Genomic DNA, 20,577 nt, shown 5'->3' on the forward strand with positions numbered 1-20,577 from the left:
AGATTTTTACTGCCTTTTATTCCTCTTCTTCAACTTTTTCCATTTTTGAAATGGAAACCTCATAGGCTGTTTTTGTCAGGACTTCGTTATCTGAAATTTTTTTCTGATATTCCCTGCTCTGTACCCTTCCCCATATTCTTATGTGATCACCAACATTTAACTTTTCAGAGAATCTGGCATTTCTGCCCCATGCTATCGCCGGTATGTAATCGGATTTGTTATAAGGCCTGTTTACAGCTATAAGCATATCGGTTATTTCTCTTCCAAATGGAGTCGTCCTGTATACAGGTTTTTTACAAATATACCCGTCCAAAAAAATCTGATTTGGATTTTTAGTCTTTTCATCGGTAAAACTTATGTCCCTTGCAAAAATCGTGAGTATTAACCGGTTGCCCCCATCGGCATATTTGTTATACGACCTCAATTGTCCTTCCACTATTACATTTTTACCTACATCTACACTCGAGCTTTCAATAAGCCTTTCTGAAATCGTCACAGGAAGTATATCGGCCGCTTCACTTAATCGTGGAACCTCAATAGTGAAATTATAAAACCCCTCCCCATACATTTCATGACTAAATTCTGGCTTAGATGCAATTTTACCTTCTACATATATTTTATTTGAGGTTATTACATTATCGGCCATTCCCCTCTCTCCCTTCGTATTTCTACATTTTTAATAAATCTATGATATACTTATTCGTATATCTTGTTTTTTATGAAGATTTTTTGATTATATTTTTTACTTTGTTAAATTCCCCAATATTTTTCCGTCAAGTATATCAACTATTTTTTGTCTTAAAAAATTATATTTGCGGCTGCAGAAAATCAGCAGTATGTCTTTTTCTCCCAAAGAATTGATTATATGATTTACGGGCGACAAATCTTCTCCCAGAATCTTTATTTCAGCATCATGATTTCCTATCGAATTATGCAAAATATCAGCATATTTCATATGGTCGGCATCTGCAAGAAGAAATATATTTTTAATTTTCAGTATCAGAGTCCATGTTCCGATCGATTCAAGTATATCTTTATTTATTTCAAAAGAATTTTTAGCATCTAAATCAAAAATCAAATAAATATTATCATAAGGTAAATTTGGGATTGATTCAAAGCCGCTTTCAAAGCTCAATATATTATCGCATATGTTATCGATAATCATATATCCATGTTCATATAATATTTTAAAACCTGTTTTATCAAGTGAAGAAAAATTAATTCCCGTCTTCACCAGGTTCATAGATATACCAAGAATCAAGGCCGTCGTAATTGCAGCAAGCCCGTTATAAACATTATACTGTCCTGCCGATTTTAAAGTGATAGGAATTTCCATGGGCTCAATTATATCACCGCTATACTGCATTATGGAGCGTTGTATACAGTAACAAAAGTCAATCTCCCTGCCGTATTCAACACTCGAAGCCGTAACAGTTGCCTTATTCCCGAGTCCATAAGTATAAAGATAGGTATTTTCCAAATTGATAATAATATTCTTCCAATGCTTATCATCTGTATTTAAAATAACAGTTTTTGTTTTATTTGCCGAGTTTATTATCGAGTTTATCCTATTTATACCTTCAGGGCTGCTTTCATAAGTACCATCAGATATACTACAATGAGTCAAAATATCAAATCTAATGCTCTGATATCTGTATTTTAAGAAATCTTCATCCATTTCAACTATTATGATATCATTAATGGGATGTTTTTTTAATATTTTATTTAATTCAATTTTCGGCAAGTTTTTATCATTTACTACACTATTTTCATTGTTTATGATTGATACATGCAACCCTGAACGGTTAAATATGCCAAATAACATGTTAATTGTCGAAGTTTTCCCGTTTGAGCCGAAAACTCCTATAGTTAAAACTTCATTTCCCAAAGATGAAAGCATATATTAACACTCCTTAAAATCATTATAGCTGTTATATTATGGTAAATGAGCTGAGCATTTGTATAAATAATATACTCAGCATCTTTTATATAGTTTATAGTGTACAGTATGCTTATTTTTATTCTTAACAGCTATATCAGGAGTTACTTTAATAGTTTTTGCATTCCCGTATTGTCTACATAGTAATTTTCTTTATACAAAAGGTCGGAAACTTTAATAAATTTATATCCATCCTTGCTCAAGCTATTTATGATTTCAGGCAGAGCGTTAACAGTAACCTTCGAATTGGTATGAAAAAGTATGATTGAACCGTTATTTGCTTTCGAGATCACCCTGTCCGTGACATCCTGCGCATTTTCCCCTTCTGTGTCCAATGAGTCTATATTCCATTGTACTATAGTATAATGCATTTCCTTTGCTGTTGAAATAACTTCATTATTATATTCACCATACGGCACTCTAAGGAGGTTCGTTCTTTTGCCCGTTATCTTCATCAAGCATTCTTCGGCGTTTTTAATTTCATTTTTTATTTTTTCCGAAGGTATCTTTGTCATCTTTATATGGGTTGTTGAATGGTTTCCAATCTCATTCCCGCTCTCATTAATCGCTCTAACTGCATCAGGGTATCTTTGGGCCCACGTGCCAAGTACAAAAAACGTTGCCTTGGTATTATGCCCTTCCAGTACGTTCAATATTTCGTTTATATACTGATCGCCCCAACCCACATCAAATGTCAATGCGACTCTTTTTTCTTTTATATCCACTGAATATATGGGCATCTCACTATCATTGTTTACAAAATAACTGAATACGCCTGTTTTCAGATTGACCTGATATATTAAGGAAATGCAAATTATTGCAAATACAATAGCCACGCTTATTATTGTCCTTTTTCTGATTACAATAATATTCAAAGCAAACCCTCCAATAATTTATACTTATATATTTATACTACTTCATGGGCCAATTTATAACGCGCTTCAAACCGGAATTGCTATTTTAACATGAGCAAAACCATGCGCTATATCCGGTATTAATATGATGCGGAAAAACCTTTTTTATTTTATTTCGTCAAATGTATACAATGAGTGATTATGGCAAAAATAAATAATGTAACAGGTACAAAAGATAAAACCACATATACAAAAGACAAAGCGGGATATTCCCGCTTATTTTTTCTGACTGGCAGGCAAAAGTAAAACTTGTAAAATATAGATAAAATATATGTATATGCTAATATGATATTATTTATACATAATAGACATAATATAACTATCATATTTTTTATAAAATGGGATAAATTAATAATAAACCTAAGATTATTATTAAATACTACAATGTATAAAAGGAGGAGAGTTTATGGCATTAGGTCAAAATTCTTCAGGAAGGACACAGTTGGTGCCGGATGTGCATCACACTCTTGATAATATAAAATATGAAATAGCTACAGAATTATCTATACCAGTACATCAGGGTTCAGAAGATTACTGGGGAAACATAACTTCAAAGGACTGCGGCAAAGTCGGGGGCATAATGGTAAAAAGGATGATAGCTCTTGCAGAGAAAGAGCTTTTAGGCGGCAAGCAGCTCGATAAAATATAATATTCAACTAAAATTGGCCTGAATCCAGGCCAATTTTAGTTGGCGGGTAAAAAACATGCCGTACAAAAAATGGTACGGCATGTTTTTTATTCGACTATTGTTTTCTCAATATCAATAAAGCCGCTGGCAACATCAACGGATACGTTGTCTCCGTCCACCTCCACAGTTCCATAGCCTGTCTCAGTTGAAATAAAGCTTTTATAACTATTGCTGTTATTTGTTCTTACATACAGCGTTTTTTCGATATTATCGTATCTTACGCCGGTAAAGCCAAATATCAGCGAATATGATGCCATGGCGCGCGCATACCAGTTCCCACACTCATATTCATCGAAGGGATTGCGTACGGTGCCGTCATACCTTCTGCGGCAACTTCTGACTATATCAAGGGCCTCTTTTGTATAGCCCTTGATCAAAAGATGGGATGCAACCTGGTATTCGATTCCCGTCCAAACCTCGTCGCTGTATACGAATGGGAGAGAAGGCTTGCCGCCTTTGGGCCATGTACAGAGAAGCAATCCGGCTTCGTTGCCGAGGGCGTATCCCGGACGTTGTGGATTGGCGTGAGATGACAGATTTTCTTTATAATTATACTTATATATGCTCAATAAATCTGACCTTAATTTATCGTCGTCGATAATATCGTCAAGGCCGCTTATTTCAGACAGCCAGACGCCGACTACACTATCCGACAGGCAGCCTGTTGCATACTGATATTTCGGACCCTCTCTTTCAAGCAATGCTTTATTTTCAGTATTTGCTCCTTCATATGAAAATTTGGTGTGCAAATTCCTATACATTACCTTCTGATAGAAATATTCGCCGTTGTATAAATTGTTTTCAACATATGATCTGCCTTTTTTATAAAGCTCGCTGTATAAATCATATTTCTCGCCGAGTGCCTGTGCCATTTTGCAGGCAGCCTTCAACGCTCCCAGATAAAACGACGAACACATCGCGTCAACTCCCCAGAATTCGATGTCATATGTATTATGATGAGGTTCGGTCAATACTCCGTTGCGATCCGGATCCCAGGTCTTTATGCAATAATTCAAGCTTTTGCATACCCTCGGCCATATGGTTTTCAGCCATAAATTATCTCCGCATATGCGCCAGTCGCGATAAACTTTGATAATTCCGCCGAGCTGCCCGTCGCTTGCAGCTCTAAATGTGTGCTTTGCCTTCCTAATAGGAAGATATGCCCTGAACTCCTGATGTCCGGTCAAATCATCCTGCATATCATAGAATTCGGTTTGCCTGAGACCTCGCTCAAGCCTGGGGAATAAATTGCATATGGTCTGCGCGTAATTCCATACATGAGTACATGAGCCGTGGCAGGAACCTTTGGTATCGCAGCAGCCTTCCCATCCCCATAGCCGGCCGTCTGCCTGCCTTAATATTGTCGGAGATTTCAATATCGACAGATTTGCTGCAACCGCTTCGATAATTTCATCGGGCAATGTGGTGTCATAAAAGTAATTTGTAAATTTTCTTGTATCCCGGTATAAAATATTATAATTTTTACACCATGCATCGTTGCATTCGTTGATATTCGAGAACACCGATGTATACCACGGCTTATAAGTTTCTTTTACGGAATCATCGCCGATATTCAAATCGGAATCGGGCACAAACCATGAAAGTTTTAATTTTATTTTCTTGTTTTCGCCGCTTTTCAATTTAAATGGAACTGCTATCGTGCCTCCCGGTTCGGTGCCCCTTTCCGAATCCGGGTATTCTTTATTTTGATATTGGCCGGCGCTTATCCCATTCCAGAGCATCGTCATAGTGTCAAACCATCCGCCGCGAAACCATGCCGTATCAACATATGTATCCTCGTCATTTATGCAGGCGCAGAATGCCCCTTTATTGTACGGAGCTTTTTCTGAAGCCGACTGTTCAAGCACAAAACCGCCTTTTATCGCTCTTACCCTGCTGTCGCCGTCGATTTTCATGAAATTTACAGAATTAAAATAATAGACGGCTTCAATATCCGCACCGCCTATATTTTTAAAATTATATTCAAGAGCCGCAAACGGATAGCTTGATCGGTCCTCGCCATTAGGAATAAAGGGACTCCATGCCGTTATTTCCACGCTGACAGGCATAACATCGTCGCCGAGCGTTATGCTGGCAAAAGGGAAGTGCGAAGCAAACTCGCCCTTGATGAATCTGGGCAGTCCGTAATCTTTTCCGGATAAGCCAAGGCCCGAATCATTTCCGCATGAAAAAATTTTATGTTTTGCCACCGGCGCCTCGATAACCTTTGATCTTTTATTGTTTTCATCCTTTACCGTAAGGACGCTGAAAATATTAGGCTCAAAATTAATATTTGGACGGTTGCGTACCGATATGCTGCTTAAACTGCCGTTTCCGCATATGCAAATCATACCGGCGCCTATACCTCCTAAAGGATAAGATATATTCTCAAGTGAATCGCCTTCATATTTTTTCATATTGCATTCAACTCCTCCTTTATAGGCGGGTACATATTTTATATTTGAAGAATATATATACCCCTTTTATATACTTTTTTTTTATACTATGTTTGTTATAATGTATATGGAGAATATTTTGCAAGCTTTACAATTGAAAGTATAATATATATTTGTTGATAATAAAAGTTAATATTGATTCAAGGGGATTATATTATGGATGAGATTACACAAGAACTTGCCGAAAATAAGCTTCTTCTTTTGTATATATTTAATAAAATAAAAAATCCGATAACAAATGCTAAAATCATAGAGATTGTTCTGGATAACAATCTTATAAACTATTTTTTGCTTCAGCAGTATCTAAGCGAGCTTGTTTCATCAGGATTTTTAAAAACAATTATAGAAGACAAGAAAAAATATCTTGCCATTTCTCCCTCCGGTCAAAAGGTACTCCAATATTTTGAGGACAGGATATCGACCAAGAAAAAGGATATTGTCCGGTTGTATTTTAAGAAGTATCCTGATTTGTTAAAAAAGCAGCTTGATATAAACGCTGATTACTTCCCGGCTAAAGACAATAATTTTATAGTAAGCTGCAGTATATTTGAAAATGGGTCGACTCTATTCGATTTTAAGTTATCGGTAAAATCCGTGGCAGAAGCCAAAAAAATCTGCCGCTCCTGGAGGCTTAATGCCTTAAAATACTATGATGATTTTCTAAAAGTCCTTAAACATTAGCATCTCCAATGTAAACAATCGATGCAGGCTCCCTACCGACTTTTAAGCTGCATTTTATTTTTCCCGTATCCGCATCGATGGCGGATATGCTGCCTTCATCGATATTGGTTACATAGATGGTGTCATCCTCTCCAACCGTTATTCCCCTTATGGATTTTTCAAGCTTGAGTATTTTATTTACTTCAAATCTGTTAAGATCGATTTTATATATATCACAGCTCAGCATATTCGAGACATACAATGTCTGCTCATCGTATAGCGCAGTAAATTGGACCGGCATCTTGCCAACGCCTATGCTTTTTATGACATTGAAATTTTTAGTAGATATAACCGATACAGTTCCATTTTTGTCAAACCCCATATAACTATTTAAAACATATAAAAAATGTCCGTCCAAAGAGGGTATTATATCCATAGGGCATTTTCCGGTTTTGACGCACAAAACCTTTGAATTGGTTTCAGTCTCCATTACAGATATGCTATCGCTCCCCATATCCGCACTATAAACATATCCGCCGTCAGGACTTATGCATAACCCATGGGGCATTGCACCGACAGTAATCTGGGCCGCTATTTTTTTTGTATTTGAATCTATAATGCAGACAGAATCGGAATCAGCATTAGTCACATAGATATATGCCCCATCTTTCCCAAACACCATATCATTGGGATGATTACCGGCAAAAAAAGAATCCGTTAATGTAAAATCGTCCATATTTATAACCGATATACTGTCATCGAAACAGTTGACACAGTAAACGCACCTTTTGTCTTTATGGACTTTTAAACTATGAGGGCCTATCAAAGGCTTTTTAAAAGGCATATTGATATTGCCATACTTTTCATGCGCTGATTTCAGATGTATCCTTTTTATTTCAGCAAAACTTTCCGAATCCACGATGGAAACCGAGTCGTCGCTCATATTAGACACTAAAAGTATATCCCGCATATGTGACCATCTTTATATAAATTATATTATATTTTATGTAACAATTTGAATTTAGTTACATAAAACTGCATTTCTAATGTACGATCCGGTTGCAAGATATACCGATCCCAAACCTTTGCAACGCATCTATGCTTTAAATATAAAAGCAAAAGCATTAGCTGCTTAAAGGTTCCACTTGCCATTCCCTTCCAAGCAGCTAACGGTTGCCCTGCCTTAACTATTCAGGTTTTTAAGCCTTTCAAGGACTTTATTCATCATTTCCTGATATTTTATCTTTTTGGATTTTTCCTGTTCAACGATTTTTTCCGGGGCCTTTGATAAAAATTTTTCATTGCCCAGCTTATTATTGACCCTTTTTAATTCGCCGTCGAGCCTCTCCTTCTCCTTAGTCAGCCTCTCTATCTCCCTTTTGATATCTATAAGCTCCGAAAGAGGCATATAGATTTCGGCTCCCTGGATTATCGCGCTTACTGAATTTTGAGGTATATTTCCCTTTGTGCTTGATACATCTATACTGCTTGCACTTGCAAGTTTCTCAAAAAACCTCTTTCCTTCGGTCATGGCATCAAATGTAACGCCGTTGTGAGCTACAATGATAACCCTTGCCTTTCTTGAAGGCGAAACGTTCATTTCCGCCCTTACATTCCTTATACCCTTTATTGCATCGATTATTGCATTCACTTTCGCCTCCGAATCACCATCGATGGCCGATTCATGAAATTGCGGCCATTTTGACGTGATTATAGGTTCATTGTCTGCTGTTAAGTGATCATATATTTCTTCTGTAATAAAAGGCATGAATGGATGAAGAAGCTTTAAAATCCCACGAAGAACATATAAAAGAGTATACTGTGCTGCTTTTTTTGAATTTATATCCGTCCTATACAGCCTCTCCTTTACCATTTCAATATACCAGTCACAAAACTCAGACCATGAAAAATCATATATTTTCTGCGCTGCTATTCCAAGTTCAAATTTATCCAGATTCTCTGTAACTTCTTTTACCACTCTGTTAAATCTGCTGAGTATCCACTTATCTTCAATAACTAAGTTATTTTCAACTTCTTCTTTTTCGATATTCATTTCATCCAAGTTCATTATGACAAACCTTGACGCATTCCATATCTTATTTGCAAAATTTCTTGCAGCCTCAACTCTTTCCATATAGAATCTCATATCGTTTCCCGGACTGTTTCCGGTAATCAGCATGAACCTTAATGCGTCTGCACCATATTTATCGATTACATCTAACGGATCTATGCCATTACCCAGGGACTTGCTCATTTTTCTTCCTTCTGAATCCCTTACGATACCGTTTATATAAACATATTTAAAAGGCACTTCCCCCATCGATTCGATTCCTGAAAAAATCATTCTTGCCACCCAGAAAAATATGATATCATATCCTGTCACGAGCACATCCGTTTTATAAAAGTAATCGAGATCTTCTGTTTTTTGGGGCCATCCCAATGTTGAAAAAGGCCAGAGCGCTGAACTAAACCATGTATCCAGCACATCCGGGTCCTGCTTTATATTTGAAGAGCCGCATTTATCACATCTGCCGGGAGTATTTTTTGAAACGATTATATTTCCGCAGTCCATGCAATACCATACGGGAATCCTGTGCCCCCACCAGAGCTGCCTCGATATGCACCAATCCTGTATGTTCTCCATCCAGTTATAATATATCTTTGAAAACCTGTCTGGTATAAATTTTACTTTGCCCTCCCTTACGGCATCTATTGCCGGCTCTGCAAGAGGTTTCATCTTGACGAACCATTGTTTTGATAGCAGAGGCTCTATTGTCGTCTTGCACCTGTAACATTCTCCGACATCGTGGACATGGTCCTCGATTTTCACCAAAAGATTTAAATTTGAAAGCTCTGAAACTATTTTTTCTCTGGCATCATATCTGTCCATGCCTTGGTATTTTCCAGCCAGGCTGTTCATGGTGCCGTCGTCATTCATTACCCTTACCTGCTTTAGACCATGCCTTGCTCCCACTTCAAAATCATTCGGATCATGGGCGGGGGTTATTTTTACACATCCCGTTCCAAATTCCATATCGACATATTCATCCGCTACAATAGGTATTTCCCTGTTCATTATGGGAAGCATGGCAGTTTTGCCTATTAAATGCCTATACCTCTCATCATCAGGATTTACAGCCACGGCAGTATCGCCGAGCATGGTCTCCGGTCTCGTCGTGGCGATTGTTATATACTCGCTGCTGTCCTTTATCGGATATTTTATATACCAGAGATGCCCCGCTTGCTCGGTATATTCCACTTCTGCATCGGACAATGCAGTTTTACATCTGGGGCACCAGTTTATTATCCTGTTTCCTTGATATATAAGCCCTTTTTTATATAAATTTACAAAAACCGTTTTCACTGCATCGTTTAATCCTTCATCCATTGTAAAGCGCTCTCTTGTCCAGTCACATGAAGTTCCCAATTTTTGAAGTTGCTTTTTTATTCTCTCCCTGTATTTTTTTGTCCATTCCCAGACATAACCCAAAAAAGCCTCTCTGCCTATCTCTTTTTTCGAAATGCCTCTTCCCCTTAAATCCTCTTCCACTTTTACCTCAGTTGCGATGCTTGCATGATCTTCTCCCGGAAGAAATAGCGCTGAATAGCCTTCCATCCTCTTCCACCTGATCAATATATCCTGTAAAGTCACATTCAGAGCATGCCCTAAATGCAACTGACCCGTTATATTCGGAGGAGGCATTACAATAGTAAAAGGCTTTTTATCGCGACTTATACGTGGTGTAAAATATCCATTTTCAAGCCATGTTTTATAAATTCTTTCCTCGAATTCCTTCGGATTATACTTTTTAGCCAAATTAACATTCTCATCCATTTTTCTCTCTCCTTATCTTGTAAAAATAATCAGCATGCCCGCAATAACTAATATGAGTCCTGAAAGCTTTGCGGCAAGGACTGCCTTATCAGAAGGCTTTTTAATAAAAACGCTTAATACGGCCCTGCTTGCATATCCTAAAACCGCTCCCGCCACCAGAAATATTATAGACAAGATACTGAAAATTTCAAAGTGCAGCCCTATGTCGATCATGGCTATCTCCTTTCAAACTTAAAGCCTTTAAAGCAAATAAAAAAGCCCTTCGTCTGCAAGGACGAAAGACTTCAATCGCGGTACCACCTATTTTCCGGCACATGCCGGCTCTCAAACTGATAACGGTTCCCCCGTCAGGACCTACTGCTATTTCAGCCCTGAAGCTTTAAAGCTACATTCAATCGGCTTAGATTCAAAAGTGCCTTCCAGCCTGCGAGCACTTCTCTCTTTTGCCTGAAGCCGATTTACTCCTCTTTTTCATCGCCTTTATATATTATAATATACCCATATTTTTGAAAATGTCAACATCTTTATAGCTATGTAGAAGAAATGGCCATGCTTCCCATAGATTCCCATACCTTTTCAAATACCTCTTTCTTAATCTGCTCGTTTTTCCGACCGTTATATGGATTATTTACATAGCAATACCATTCGTCATAGCCGACAAGCAAAACCGCATGTTCTGAAAAAGTGGCTTTGATATCCTTCCCATCCTTTTCCCATGTCACAAATTTTTTTGCAACGTTATAATTTACCGTAACCCATACGACAACAGGGTTTCCATTCTGTATGCTTCTAAATAATGAATCGATACCCTTACCTGTTAAATTTACAGATTTTCCAGGCATATATTTTTCAAGCAATTCCAGCAAAGGCTTATCATAAACACCGTATCCAGGCTTCTTGCCTGTGATATCACCAACAAAGCCATAATTCGGATCTCCCCATCTGATTATATTCCCAGACTTATCGCGAACAAGAGGAGTACTGTCCTTTTTTACTAGCCTCGCGAGAGTCATTTTATCGGACTTGGCAATCCCCTTATATTTAAGGAGCATGGCTAAACTTGTGACCTCGCATCCATTGTACAATCCTGGATTTTGCTTAATAACCGGCACGTCAAGCAAACTGCTTTTATTTAGAGGAGGCTGAGTCGGCAATTCATCAGATGGATCGGCGGAAAAAGTATTTGCTTCATTCTTCTCCCTATTCTCATTATTATCATTCTTTTCCTTATCATCCGATGATATGTTTGTATTATCATTTTGTTTCTTTATATCTTGACTCTGGCCCTGAATCAATATACTCCTGTAGTTTATGGCCAGTGTAATCGCGATTATACCTATTACCATAGGTATAATCGGTTTTTTCTTCACTATAATATCACCTCGTTTCAAATAAATACATATAGAGAACAGTAAATCCGATTTTGTCAGTTGTAATATTATCTATAACCGATTATGTATTTATTATATACCGAAATTCATTCCCATGCGTATATAGTACATAACTTTTGCTGTTTTATTATTAAATGGATTTGTATTAAGAGATGTTTCTTTATTAACCTTCCCTGCGCCCTCACTTTTAGGCACATTCCCCAGTATGGCCATATCCTGCAATGCAACCATTACTGACCCTATCTCGGTAAAATAATATACGTCATAGTTACCTTGATAGACATAATCCCTTATCAGATTAGTCGATGCAGTCCCGCTGCCTGTAAAACCATGACATATATCCTGCACACCTTCCAATACATCTGATATTCCCATGGATGCGGCTGTCCCTCCGGAACCCAACGTTGCCACATCCATTCAAGTGCTGACATTCAAAGATTCTCTGTAAAGTCTATCATGCTTATAGGGTTGCTACCAATACATAGATTAAACAACTCTATTATGCAGGTGTCCTTTATATAATCCCTGCCATGCACTGATATACCAAATGATCTATCGCTTCATTAACTGAAAACTCAACGAACTAGAATCCATAAAATCAAAACCTAAAGGACTAAGCTAATAGCTATAAATCATCAAATTCAATTAATCTTCTTAGTATCTTGATTTCAAATAAATATTGATATCAAGTTTTGAATTATCATTTAACTTAATAATATTAGCCCAAGAAAAAAATCTTGAATTTTGGGATTCCTTATATCTTTTTATTTCGGTATCAGTGATTCCAGTATACTCTTGATAAATATACATTGCATTTATAGCTCTTGATAAAGATTCTATATCTAAAACTGAAATTTCAATTTGTGATTTACAATCATCAAGTCCTGATTGGTAATCCATTATAAAAAGTGCTTGTTCTTTTTTTATTTCCTCTTTTAACCAATCTTTGGTCACCGTAATATTACCTGTTTCATCGGAGAGTGGTAATATAAAATTATAATCATTTTTTCGATTAGCGAAAAGTCTAATTTTTGTTGCAATATTTGGAATTGGATTCCCTGTATAATTCTCACAAATTATAATATTGATAATATCTGGAAATACGCTCAACTCTCTCACCTACTTTAATCTAAATATTTTACTAAAATCAACAGGTATAGGCTGCTTTGTAATAAGTTCTATTCCAGTACCACCTTCAACATTACCACCATAACTGTAACTTACTGCATCCATATCAAATTCCACTCTATACATTGGCGACTCTGTGGCTCCAAATGGATTTTGCTTACCTATTTGAAGTCCATTTTCAGCATGATTTGCATTTCTCCCGCATTTGTTCGCATTTATCTTTAATCTCGGCGGCCTCCTGTACTGTGAGATCACGCCGACCACCGGTAATCCGCACTTCCAGTTCCAAGCCATAAGTGGATAACAGTTCTTCCAGCATATCCTCCGGCGTTTCGCAAGGCTCGGCAGTAAGGCTCCAATTGTTGGCCGCGCTCCCACAATCCAATACAACATAACCTCGCTTGCTCGTTACCACTTTGCATTCCTCGTCATGCGAAAGGAAATCGCTGAAAACCTCCAGCACCTTTTCGAATGTCAGCATGATAAACATTTCCTTTTTAGAATAATTCTGTGATATGTTTTCTCTACCACATACACACAGTTTATCATACGGTTCACATTTGCTGTATCTCATTGCGCAGCATCCGCATGATTTTATCGCTCATGGTTTCGCTGCTGGTGGCACTAAAATTAATCGTCACCTGGTAGGTGGTTTTGCCGATCTTCTTCACAAGCGCAGGACGCACATCCCTCTGCGCGGGTAGTAGCGGCTGTTTCCTATCGGCTGAAGTAATAGCGGCGGCGTTTTTATTGTTCATGGACAACTCCCTTCTCAAAAGAAAATGCCCTCCATCCGCAGGATGAAAGGCTCATATTGTGTTACGGTCTTTTCTTTTTGCGCGTTTGGATTCATAGAGCGGACATTCCACAACCACTGCCCGAAAACTCTGCTTGCAGCCGTGGACGCATTTCCGGCACAGTAAATTGTATGTAATCCGGTTTCGATGGTTGAGAAACAAGGCCCATTCCAGTTTTCGTTTTTTACTCATTCTTGGCATGGAAACTGCTCCTTTCCGCCGCTCACGGTGACATGAACCGATAGGCGGATTTTGTGTAGCTCCCCGGTGTCAATTCTGGAGAATTTTGCCCCTGTAAGGCTCCTTGCGGGAGGCAGTCGTATCGGAAAGCCGGGATAGGATGGATGGATAGGAATTGTCGTGTCTCAGTATCATTCCGGGGCTTTTTTCAGTGGTTATATTCTCACATCCTTTGAAAATAAATATTTTAGCTAAAGAGTTGATAATGCAATGCAAACAGCATATAATATATATGCAATGAATTGCAAAGGAGTTGATTATTGTGGCTAATACAACAAATTTCAGTGTCCGTATGGACAGCGACATCAAAAAACAGTGCGAGGCGCTTTATGGAGAGCTTGGCATGAATCTCACAACGGCCATTAACGTATTTTTGAGGCAGTCGCTTCGGTCGGGCGGTTTTCCGTTTGATGTGACGCTCAACACGCCGAATGCCGTTACCATCGCCGCCATGCAGGAAGCTGAGCGCATTGCCCGCGACCCCAACGCAAAACGCTACAGCGATGTAGAGGAAGCGTTGAGGGAACTTAAAAAATGAAATTGGATATTGTTTGGACATCCCAATTTAAGAAAGACTACAAGCTGGAGATGAAACGCGGGCAAAGCATCGATCTGTTGGACAATATCATTCGCCTGCTTGCCAAGGGCGAGCCGCTTTCAGAAACGAACCGCGACCATGCGCTATCTGGTAATTGGATAGGACATCGGGAATGTCATATTCAAAGCGACTGGCTGCTTGTGTACCGTGTGGAGAATGATATTCTTGTGCTGACACTGGCGCGTACCGGAACCCACAGCGATCTGTTTGGGAAATGAAGCGACGCCGTACCGGGGAAGCCTGTGCGGCGTTTTGCTTGCCTGTCAGCGGTCATACTCCCGATCCCGCCGGGATTCGGCCTTGGCAAACTGATCGGAGGTTTTGCGTATTTTTCCCACGGCTTTGATGTCCTCGCGCATGGCCCGCATTTGCCGGTAAAGCTCGTTTTTGCGGGAGGTAAGGCGGTCAGCCTCGACCCGTCATTTTTTAGGATCAATAACTTCGCCGGATGCTTTCAGATCATCAAAATGCTTAGCGGCTGCATCGAACAAAACCAGTTCAGCGCGATGCTTCTCTGAGAAGGTATCCCGCATACCCGGCTTAATACCGGAAAAACGTTTGTGGACGGCTTTGTTTTCGGAATATTGCTTCCACATGGAAATGCGCTCATTGAGTTTGGCAAGCTTCCGCTTTACTTGTGAATTTGTTATTTTACCCCTGTTGGCGGGTTTAGGTGCAGGTGAGCTTTGCGGAACATATCTGCTTATACCCCCTCCTTCACCATTCCCTACAAGCATCTTCATATGACCGGTAGGGTCCGTCATGCTTGTGGGGTTGCCGTCGCAGTAGCTGTAAAGGTGTGATGTCCACGGCTCGTATGGGTTTCCACGTCGTAACCCTTTACCACCGTGCCTTCGGGATTTATGATGTTCGTCACGCTTCCCCTTATGTCATAATTATATGTGAAAGATTTTTTACCCATTAAAGTTCTGCTATACGAATAACGTACTACCTGTGAATGACAGAGTGAACTATATGGTTAAAAATCATACAGGTTAAAGGCGAGTGCATCTTTAGGTGACTATAACTGCTGTGAAACTTCTAAATTTCAAACTTTTTAAGGTCTCTATTAATATCCATACCGATGGTAAAGTTCAAGGGGCAGCTTTTAGTTCTGCCGTTAATTCCTCTGCAGTTTTTCCTTTCAAGTGTATGTCTTCCAGAAGTACAAATCTTGCCTTCAGTCAATGGTACTGAAGAATTTGCTGTAACTTTAGTATAACACCGACACCTGATGGTGTAAGACATTTTTCAGCGACAAGGGTGTCCCGACGGTTGACAAGCTGTGACAGCTTCCAATGGCTGTCCTCCGACTTTGCGTCGGGAAGGGTGTGAAGCTGGTTGATCAGCACTGTCGCCACGCAATAAGCGTCATGCTCATCGTTTTTCTTCATCATGGGCGCACTTTTGCGCTGGTAATAAGCCAGTGAAGGATTTACGTCCTTCACGATATATCCTTTTTCAATGAGCCATACCGCAAGGCTTCTGCCGTAGCCATAAGCGTTTTCCAGGCCGTAAATCGGGGACAGTCCCAACGCTAAGGCTTTCTTGTTTACCCGTTTTGCCAGCTTATTAAACTCGCTGGGCTTGTTTTCAATCACGATTACGTCTAATTTTTCATTCCAGCAATTCACCAGAACGGCGGTATGGGTGTCCTTGTGCAAATCCATACCGACATAGAGGTAATTTTCTCTTCTCTGCATATCATCCCTTCTTTTATCCTGCCATCCACATAAAGCCCAGAGTACCGGCAACCTCAGATGATAGCCTTCGTTCTCAGAACGGGCAAGGGCGCGACAGCCTATCTACCGCAAGACTCTCAGTTTCAAACAGGTTATTTGCTTTGGTGTGTGATGTTAACTCTGTCTGAAACGGATTGCAAGTCATTTCTGCGTTTTGTATCAAAACTGTCAACTACAGAAAAAAGAAAAAACGGAGGTTTTTCGTACCCCCTTATACCCCCCTCTGGCACAAATTTTACCACAGAACAGATTTCCTGTAAATCCATGGTTCACCATGAACCATGGGGTGCAAGCCAGTTTACATGTTCGTTACCGGCACTCTACAGAAGCTACATGTTACATTTTCATAAATACACTCGTTATCCGACGCTCAAATGCTTAATGCCGTAAGCCACCGTGTGCCGCTGTGTAGCGTTTTAGTTACCGCCATAAGGTGTTTGCCCCTTCGGCAAAAATGAAACCGGATTTGGCGGCTTTCTGCGATAGAACCTTTCCCTTCAAAATGCAGCCCCAAAACGTGTTCATCCCCTCAATCACAGGGTGAACCATGGGGTCGAAAACCATGCAGGTTAAAGGAGCGGGGTCAAAGCCCTCCCCGGCGCAATCTACATCAGCCCGCAATGCGGGCTGAAAGGCAAAACCTATCGGGGTCGGATTTGCGGTGTTGGGGTCGCAATCGGAGTTGTGCTATGCCGAATCCCATATTTGTCAAGGATCATATCGGGGTCATTGCTAACCCCTATAACCATTTTCTTTTTAACCGTTCTAAATCTCTTTCATTGCCTGAATCATAGGTAAGCACAATTTCGTGATCAGACTTAGGCCATTTGTCTACTGCATTCGTATACCCTTCGAGCATCGAAATAAAACCATTTTTAACGTAAAGGATAAACCCTACAGCTCCAGTTATTCCGTTAATATTTCCATCAACATCACCTATCTGAAATGACTTATTATTAATACTTAAATCATCTCTACCTTTGAGTGAGAAGTGGATAAAGAAACCAACGTCAGAGCGTTCTATTGATACCACTTTTGCTACAGTATACTGCTCTCTTAGCAGATTCAACGTCTTTTCGTCGCCAGCTAATAACATTTCCATCAGTTTTTTTTCAAAGTTTTCGTTTATCATAATTCAGCATCTCCTCTCTTAAGGTATAAAGGCGGTGCCAATTTTGACTTGCCCGTCTATTACTGTTCCTCTGACTGTAATATTTGTACCATTAACGTTTACAACAATGTCTTTAAAATTACCAGTAATGTTATTTGAATTTGCATATTTTTGTGTTGCGTTTTCCAAAGCATTAAATGCTTTGGTTTGATCTCCACCATATTTTTTTAGGAAGCTGTCAAAATTATGCTCAGAGTTGTTGAAAATATGATTAAGCTTGTTTGGATCAACATTCTTACCCGCGCCCTCAGGTGGAAGAAGATATATCTCAGATCAAGGGTGAGAATCCGTATCACTTTTAAAAATTAAAGGACAATTTCATGCTGTGCTGTAACAATCATTCCTGTTTTTCTGCGGCATGATCCTCAGCCACAAAAGGGCGACGCTCCGTCTTATTCTTCATCATCCCGTAAACAATGTTTATTAATCGGCGCATAATACAGACCAACGCCTGAGATTTGGTTTTGCCCTCGCTGATTTTACGCTGATAATAAGCGTAAAATATAGGCTGATTCGGCTTTCCTGTCTTGGGAACCGTGACCATGAATACCGCCAGAAAATAAAATAATCCGTGCAGCTCACCGTTACCTTGCTTTGAGCTTTGCTCCTTGCCTTTGCCGCCGGAACGGAACTTGATGGGTGCAATTCCTGCATAACGGGCCAATTTATCAGCACTGGGAAAACGGCGTATATCCCCGATTTCGGCAATCAGCTTTTCGTTCCAGCAATTCACCAGAACAGCGGTATGGGTATCTTTATGTAAGTCCATACCGACATAGAGGTAATTTTCTCTTCTCTGCATATCATCCCTTCTTTTGTCCTGCCATCCACATAAAGCCCGAGTACCGGCAACCTCAGATGATAGCCTTCGTTCTCAGAACGGGCAAGGGCGCGACAGCCTATCTACCGCAAGACTCTCAGTTTCAAACAGGTTATTTGCTTTGGTGTGTGATGTTAACTCTGTCTGAAACGGATTGCAAGTCATTTCTGCGTTTTGTATCAAAACTGTCAACTGCAGAAAAAAGAAAAAACGGAGGTTTTTCGTACCCCCTTATACCCCCCTCTGGCGCAAATTTTACCATAAAGAAGATTTACTGTAAATCCATGGTTCACCATGAACCATGACGTGCAAGCCGATTTATATGTTCGTTACCGGCACTCTACAGAAGCTGCGTATTTGCCATTTATATCTGATGCACCAGCAACTGCGATTTATGTATCGGCAACGTGAGCGATTGTATGCCCCTGTGTCCGCTTTTGGCAGCAGGGGTAGGGTAAACTACCTTCGGCAACTTTGAAAACGAAGTTGGCCGCCTTTTGCGGGAGAAACAAAAGCCCAAATATCATCCCAAATAATCAGCCTGAGCCATGGTGGATCTAGGGGTCGAAAACCAAGCAGGTTAAAGGAGCGGGGTCGCAGAGCTTCCCCGCTCCGGCTCACACCGCCCCGCAATGCGGGGTGGTGGACGATTCTCTTCGGGGTCGAATTTGTAGCGGTGGAGTCGTCATCGGGGTTATAACTTGTGGAAATCCGCATTTGCTTAGGAGCATGGCGGGGTTGTTGCTGACCTCGATTTATCAAGGAACCGATTAAGTGTTACTGACTCTCATTTCGAAGGAACTCAAATTCGGATTTCAGCCATGAATTATGAATATCCAACAGTTTATTAAAGTTCTCTTGAGAATAATCTTTGAATTCAAAATATATATTAGGCGAATCTTCTGGAAATCCAAATTTATCCCATAACTCGCTGATCTTTAAAATTCCATGCATAAAGTCATCACTCCTAGATGGCAAATTCTCATAAATATACATGGCCCTAAATTTCCTAAATTCTAAACTATAATCTCCATTTTCTGATTCTGAGAGCCTTTTTAAGATATTGAGGATATCTTCTTCCTCACCGCTTCTGAGTATAGCCAATGAAACAACATCATCATTTTCAGTGCATTCCAAGAATCCAACCGCATAGTTTATTACTTCGTTGGCAGAAATAAATGTTCGCTCATACTCAGAATTTCTTAATAGTCTATTGCTGTTAAAACAAATCAATATTAACGTCCATGTTATTTTAATATTCATATTAGTAAAGTCTTCTATTTTCATGGCTTTATTGGCACCCCATTCAAAGTACCGCCAGAAACAAAGTACCTATGAGATACTTGACCTGCATACTGGCCAGCACTATCTATAATCCATTCAAATCTACCTTGTACTCCATTCAATGAGCCTTCAAGTTGATACAATGTTCCGTTATTGATTGATGTTTTTGTAGCTAGCCCAGCATAATTATCAACAATATTGTTAAATGCATGATAATCATCTATCTTTAGTGCACTTCCTGCTCTTGGAGCCTTTAAAACATCATTTGTGATATTTGCACTCTTACCCGCACCCTCACTTTTAGGCACATTCCCCAGTATGGCCATACCCTGCAATGCAACCATTACAGACCCTATCTCGGTAAGATAATATACGTCATAGTTACCTTGATAGACATAATCCCTTATCAGATTAGTCGATGCAGTCTCGCTGCCTGTAGAGCCATAACATATATCCTGCACGCCTTCCAATACATCCGATATTCCCATGGATGCGGCTGTCCCTCCGGAACCCAACGTTACCGCTCACGATAAATCTTGTTTCAACTACAGTTTGAAAATGCTTCTCTTGTGTCCGTGAAACCTCCATGGTAAGACACGTAACCTTCATTCCTTGTACCCGCCATATTTACATATACTGCGTCCGTGCAGTTTATTGACTTTACTTTGAGTTGCAAACTTGTCCCACAGTATCCGCCTGATATAATTCATGTCCCTCGGATCGGAACTTTCCTCATCATGCTTCCTTCAGATTCTTCTTCACAGAGGACCCCCTTGCGCTTTGGCTAATGGTTGGTAACTGCCAGCCCCAATAACAGACTTTCACCTTCAAGTTACGCACCATGCGTGGCGTACAGCATAGTGAGTAGGTAAACTCGGGATAGCTAATCCCGAGTTTTTCCTCTCATAGAACCG

Annotated in this window: 22 protein-coding genes, 1 pseudogene and 1 other annotated feature; of the genes and pseudogenes, 4 read left to right on the forward strand and 19 right to left on the reverse strand. The window is 39.8% G+C overall.

The features are described 5' to 3' along the window. Positions 1-16 precede the first annotated feature (16 nt). The 3 genes from QME45_08970 to QME45_08980 form a co-directional block, all read right to left on the reverse strand. On the reverse strand, positions 17-646 hold the full coding sequence (locus tag QME45_08970; protein ID MDI6618788.1) for a single-stranded DNA-binding protein: 630 nt from the start codon (positions 644-646) through the stop codon (positions 17-19). Between the two features lie 96 nt (positions 647-742). Beyond that, positions 743-1,900: a Mur ligase family protein gene (locus tag QME45_08975; protein ID MDI6618789.1), complete on the reverse strand. Its 1,158-nt coding sequence runs from the start codon at positions 1,898-1,900 to the stop codon at positions 743-745. Between the two features lie 143 nt (positions 1,901-2,043). Further along, positions 2,044-2,814 (reverse strand): polysaccharide deacetylase family protein, encoded by a 771-nt coding sequence (locus tag QME45_08980; protein ID MDI6618790.1) that lies wholly within the window; start codon positions 2,812-2,814, stop codon positions 2,044-2,046. A 445-nt stretch (positions 2,815-3,259) separates the two neighbouring features. Here QME45_08980 and QME45_08985 point away from each other — a divergent pair, with 445 nt between their 5' ends. Beyond that, a complete protein-coding gene (locus QME45_08985) occupies positions 3,260-3,502 on the forward strand; it encodes an alpha/beta-type small acid-soluble spore protein (GenBank protein MDI6618791.1) in 243 nt (80 codons plus the stop codon). Positions 3,503-3,588: 86 nt separating this feature from the next. On the opposite strand, the gene QME45_08990 is transcribed toward QME45_08985, so the two are convergent. After that, positions 3,589-5,958: a GH116 family glycosyl hydrolase gene (locus QME45_08990; protein ID MDI6618792.1), complete on the reverse strand. Its 2,370-nt coding sequence runs from the start codon at positions 5,956-5,958 to the stop codon at positions 3,589-3,591. 195 nt (positions 5,959-6,153) lie between these two features. On the opposite strand from QME45_08990, the gene QME45_08995 reads away from it, so the two are divergent. Further along, the gene (locus QME45_08995; GenBank protein ID MDI6618793.1) at positions 6,154-6,678 is read left to right on the forward strand and encodes a DUF4364 family protein; all 525 of its coding nucleotides are present in this window, start codon (positions 6,154-6,156) and stop codon (positions 6,676-6,678) included. Here the strand turns inward: QME45_08995 and QME45_09000 are convergent. The 9 genes from QME45_09000 to QME45_09040 all read right to left on the reverse strand — a co-directional run bounded on the left by QME45_09000 (position 6,668) and on the right by QME45_09040 (position 14,009). Then, positions 6,668-7,627, reverse strand: coding sequence for a beta-propeller fold lactonase family protein (locus tag QME45_09000; GenBank protein ID MDI6618794.1), 960 nt, complete (start codon positions 7,625-7,627; stop codon positions 6,668-6,670). The two genes, QME45_08995 and QME45_09000, sit on opposite strands and share 11 nt — an antisense overlap. A 213-nt stretch (positions 7,628-7,840) precedes the next feature. Further along, complete coding sequence (locus QME45_09005) at positions 7,841-10,492, reverse strand: valine--tRNA ligase (protein ID MDI6618795.1); 2,652 nt, start codon at positions 10,490-10,492, stop codon at positions 7,841-7,843. Positions 10,493-10,504: 12 nt separating this feature from the next. Further along, complete coding sequence (locus tag QME45_09010; protein MDI6618796.1) at positions 10,505-10,705, reverse strand: hypothetical protein; 201 nt, start codon at positions 10,703-10,705, stop codon at positions 10,505-10,507. Between the two features lie 54 nt (positions 10,706-10,759). After that, positions 10,760-10,976 (reverse strand) — a binding site (T-box leader). Positions 10,977-11,022: 46 nt separating this feature from the next. Next, positions 11,023-11,862, reverse strand: a complete 840-nt coding sequence (locus QME45_09015) for a C39 family peptidase (GenBank protein ID MDI6618797.1) — start codon at positions 11,860-11,862, stop codon at positions 11,023-11,025. A gap of 93 nt (positions 11,863-11,955) precedes the next feature. Further along, positions 11,956-12,300 (reverse strand): hypothetical protein, encoded by a 345-nt coding sequence (locus tag QME45_09020; GenBank protein MDI6618798.1) that lies wholly within the window; start codon positions 12,298-12,300, stop codon positions 11,956-11,958. A 237-nt stretch (positions 12,301-12,537) separates the two neighbouring features. After that, positions 12,538-12,993 (reverse strand): hypothetical protein, encoded by a 456-nt coding sequence (locus QME45_09025; GenBank protein ID MDI6618799.1) that lies wholly within the window; start codon positions 12,991-12,993, stop codon positions 12,538-12,540. Between the two features lie 196 nt (positions 12,994-13,189). Then, positions 13,190-13,585 carry a hypothetical protein gene (locus tag QME45_09030; GenBank protein ID MDI6618800.1) on the reverse strand — a complete coding sequence of 132 codons (396 nt, stop codon included), beginning with the start codon at positions 13,583-13,585 and terminating at the stop codon, positions 13,190-13,192. Then, positions 13,566-13,769: a transposon-encoded TnpW family protein gene (locus QME45_09035; GenBank protein MDI6618801.1), complete on the reverse strand. Its 204-nt coding sequence runs from the start codon at positions 13,767-13,769 to the stop codon at positions 13,566-13,568. The genes QME45_09030 and QME45_09035 overlap by 20 nt, the downstream gene beginning before the upstream one ends. Before the next feature lie 51 nt (positions 13,770-13,820). After that, complete coding sequence (locus QME45_09040; GenBank protein ID MDI6618802.1) at positions 13,821-14,009, reverse strand: hypothetical protein; 189 nt, start codon at positions 14,007-14,009, stop codon at positions 13,821-13,823. A 298-nt stretch (positions 14,010-14,307) separates the two neighbouring features. Here QME45_09040 and QME45_09045 point away from each other — a divergent pair, with 298 nt between their 5' ends. Together QME45_09045 and QME45_09050 are read left to right on the forward strand one after the other, a co-directional pair. Then, positions 14,308-14,586 carry a type II toxin-antitoxin system RelB/DinJ family antitoxin gene (locus QME45_09045; protein MDI6618803.1) on the forward strand — a complete coding sequence of 93 codons (279 nt, stop codon included), beginning with the start codon at positions 14,308-14,310 and terminating at the stop codon, positions 14,584-14,586. Then, entirely contained in the window at positions 14,583-14,864 is a 282-nt protein-coding gene (locus QME45_09050) for a type II toxin-antitoxin system YafQ family toxin (protein ID MDI6618804.1), read from the forward strand. Before QME45_09045 ends, QME45_09050 begins: the two co-directional genes overlap by 4 nt. Before the next feature lie 201 nt (positions 14,865-15,065). Here the strand turns inward: QME45_09050 and QME45_09055 are convergent, their stop codons facing one another. The 6 genes and pseudogenes from QME45_09055 to QME45_09080 all read right to left on the reverse strand — a co-directional run bounded on the left by QME45_09055 (position 15,066) and on the right by QME45_09080 (position 20,178). Further along, positions 15,066-15,389, reverse strand: a complete 324-nt coding sequence (locus tag QME45_09055) for a hypothetical protein (GenBank protein ID MDI6618805.1) — start codon at positions 15,387-15,389, stop codon at positions 15,066-15,068. A 441-nt stretch (positions 15,390-15,830) separates the two neighbouring features. Beyond that, the gene (locus QME45_09060) at positions 15,831-16,400 is read right to left on the reverse strand and encodes a transposase (GenBank protein MDI6618806.1); all 570 of its coding nucleotides are present in this window, start codon (positions 16,398-16,400) and stop codon (positions 15,831-15,833) included. Positions 16,401-17,127: 727 nt separating this feature from the next. Then, entirely contained in the window at positions 17,128-17,520 is a 393-nt protein-coding gene (locus QME45_09065; protein ID MDI6618807.1) for a hypothetical protein, read from the reverse strand. A gap of 376 nt (positions 17,521-17,896) precedes the next feature. Further along, positions 17,897-18,271: pseudogene (locus QME45_09070) on the reverse strand (transposase). An 885-nt stretch (positions 18,272-19,156) separates the two neighbouring features. Further along, positions 19,157-19,666 (reverse strand): DUF2247 family protein, encoded by a 510-nt coding sequence (locus tag QME45_09075; protein ID MDI6618808.1) that lies wholly within the window; start codon positions 19,664-19,666, stop codon positions 19,157-19,159. After that, positions 19,663-20,178, reverse strand: coding sequence for a hypothetical protein (locus QME45_09080; protein MDI6618809.1), 516 nt, complete (start codon positions 20,176-20,178; stop codon positions 19,663-19,665). The genes QME45_09075 and QME45_09080 overlap by 4 nt, the downstream gene beginning before the upstream one ends. Positions 20,179-20,577 lie beyond the last annotated feature (399 nt).

This window comes from Clostridiales bacterium (assembly GCA_030016385.1).
In the GTDB taxonomy this organism is placed as follows: domain Bacteria; phylum Bacillota; class Clostridia; order Clostridiales; family Oxobacteraceae; genus JASEJN01.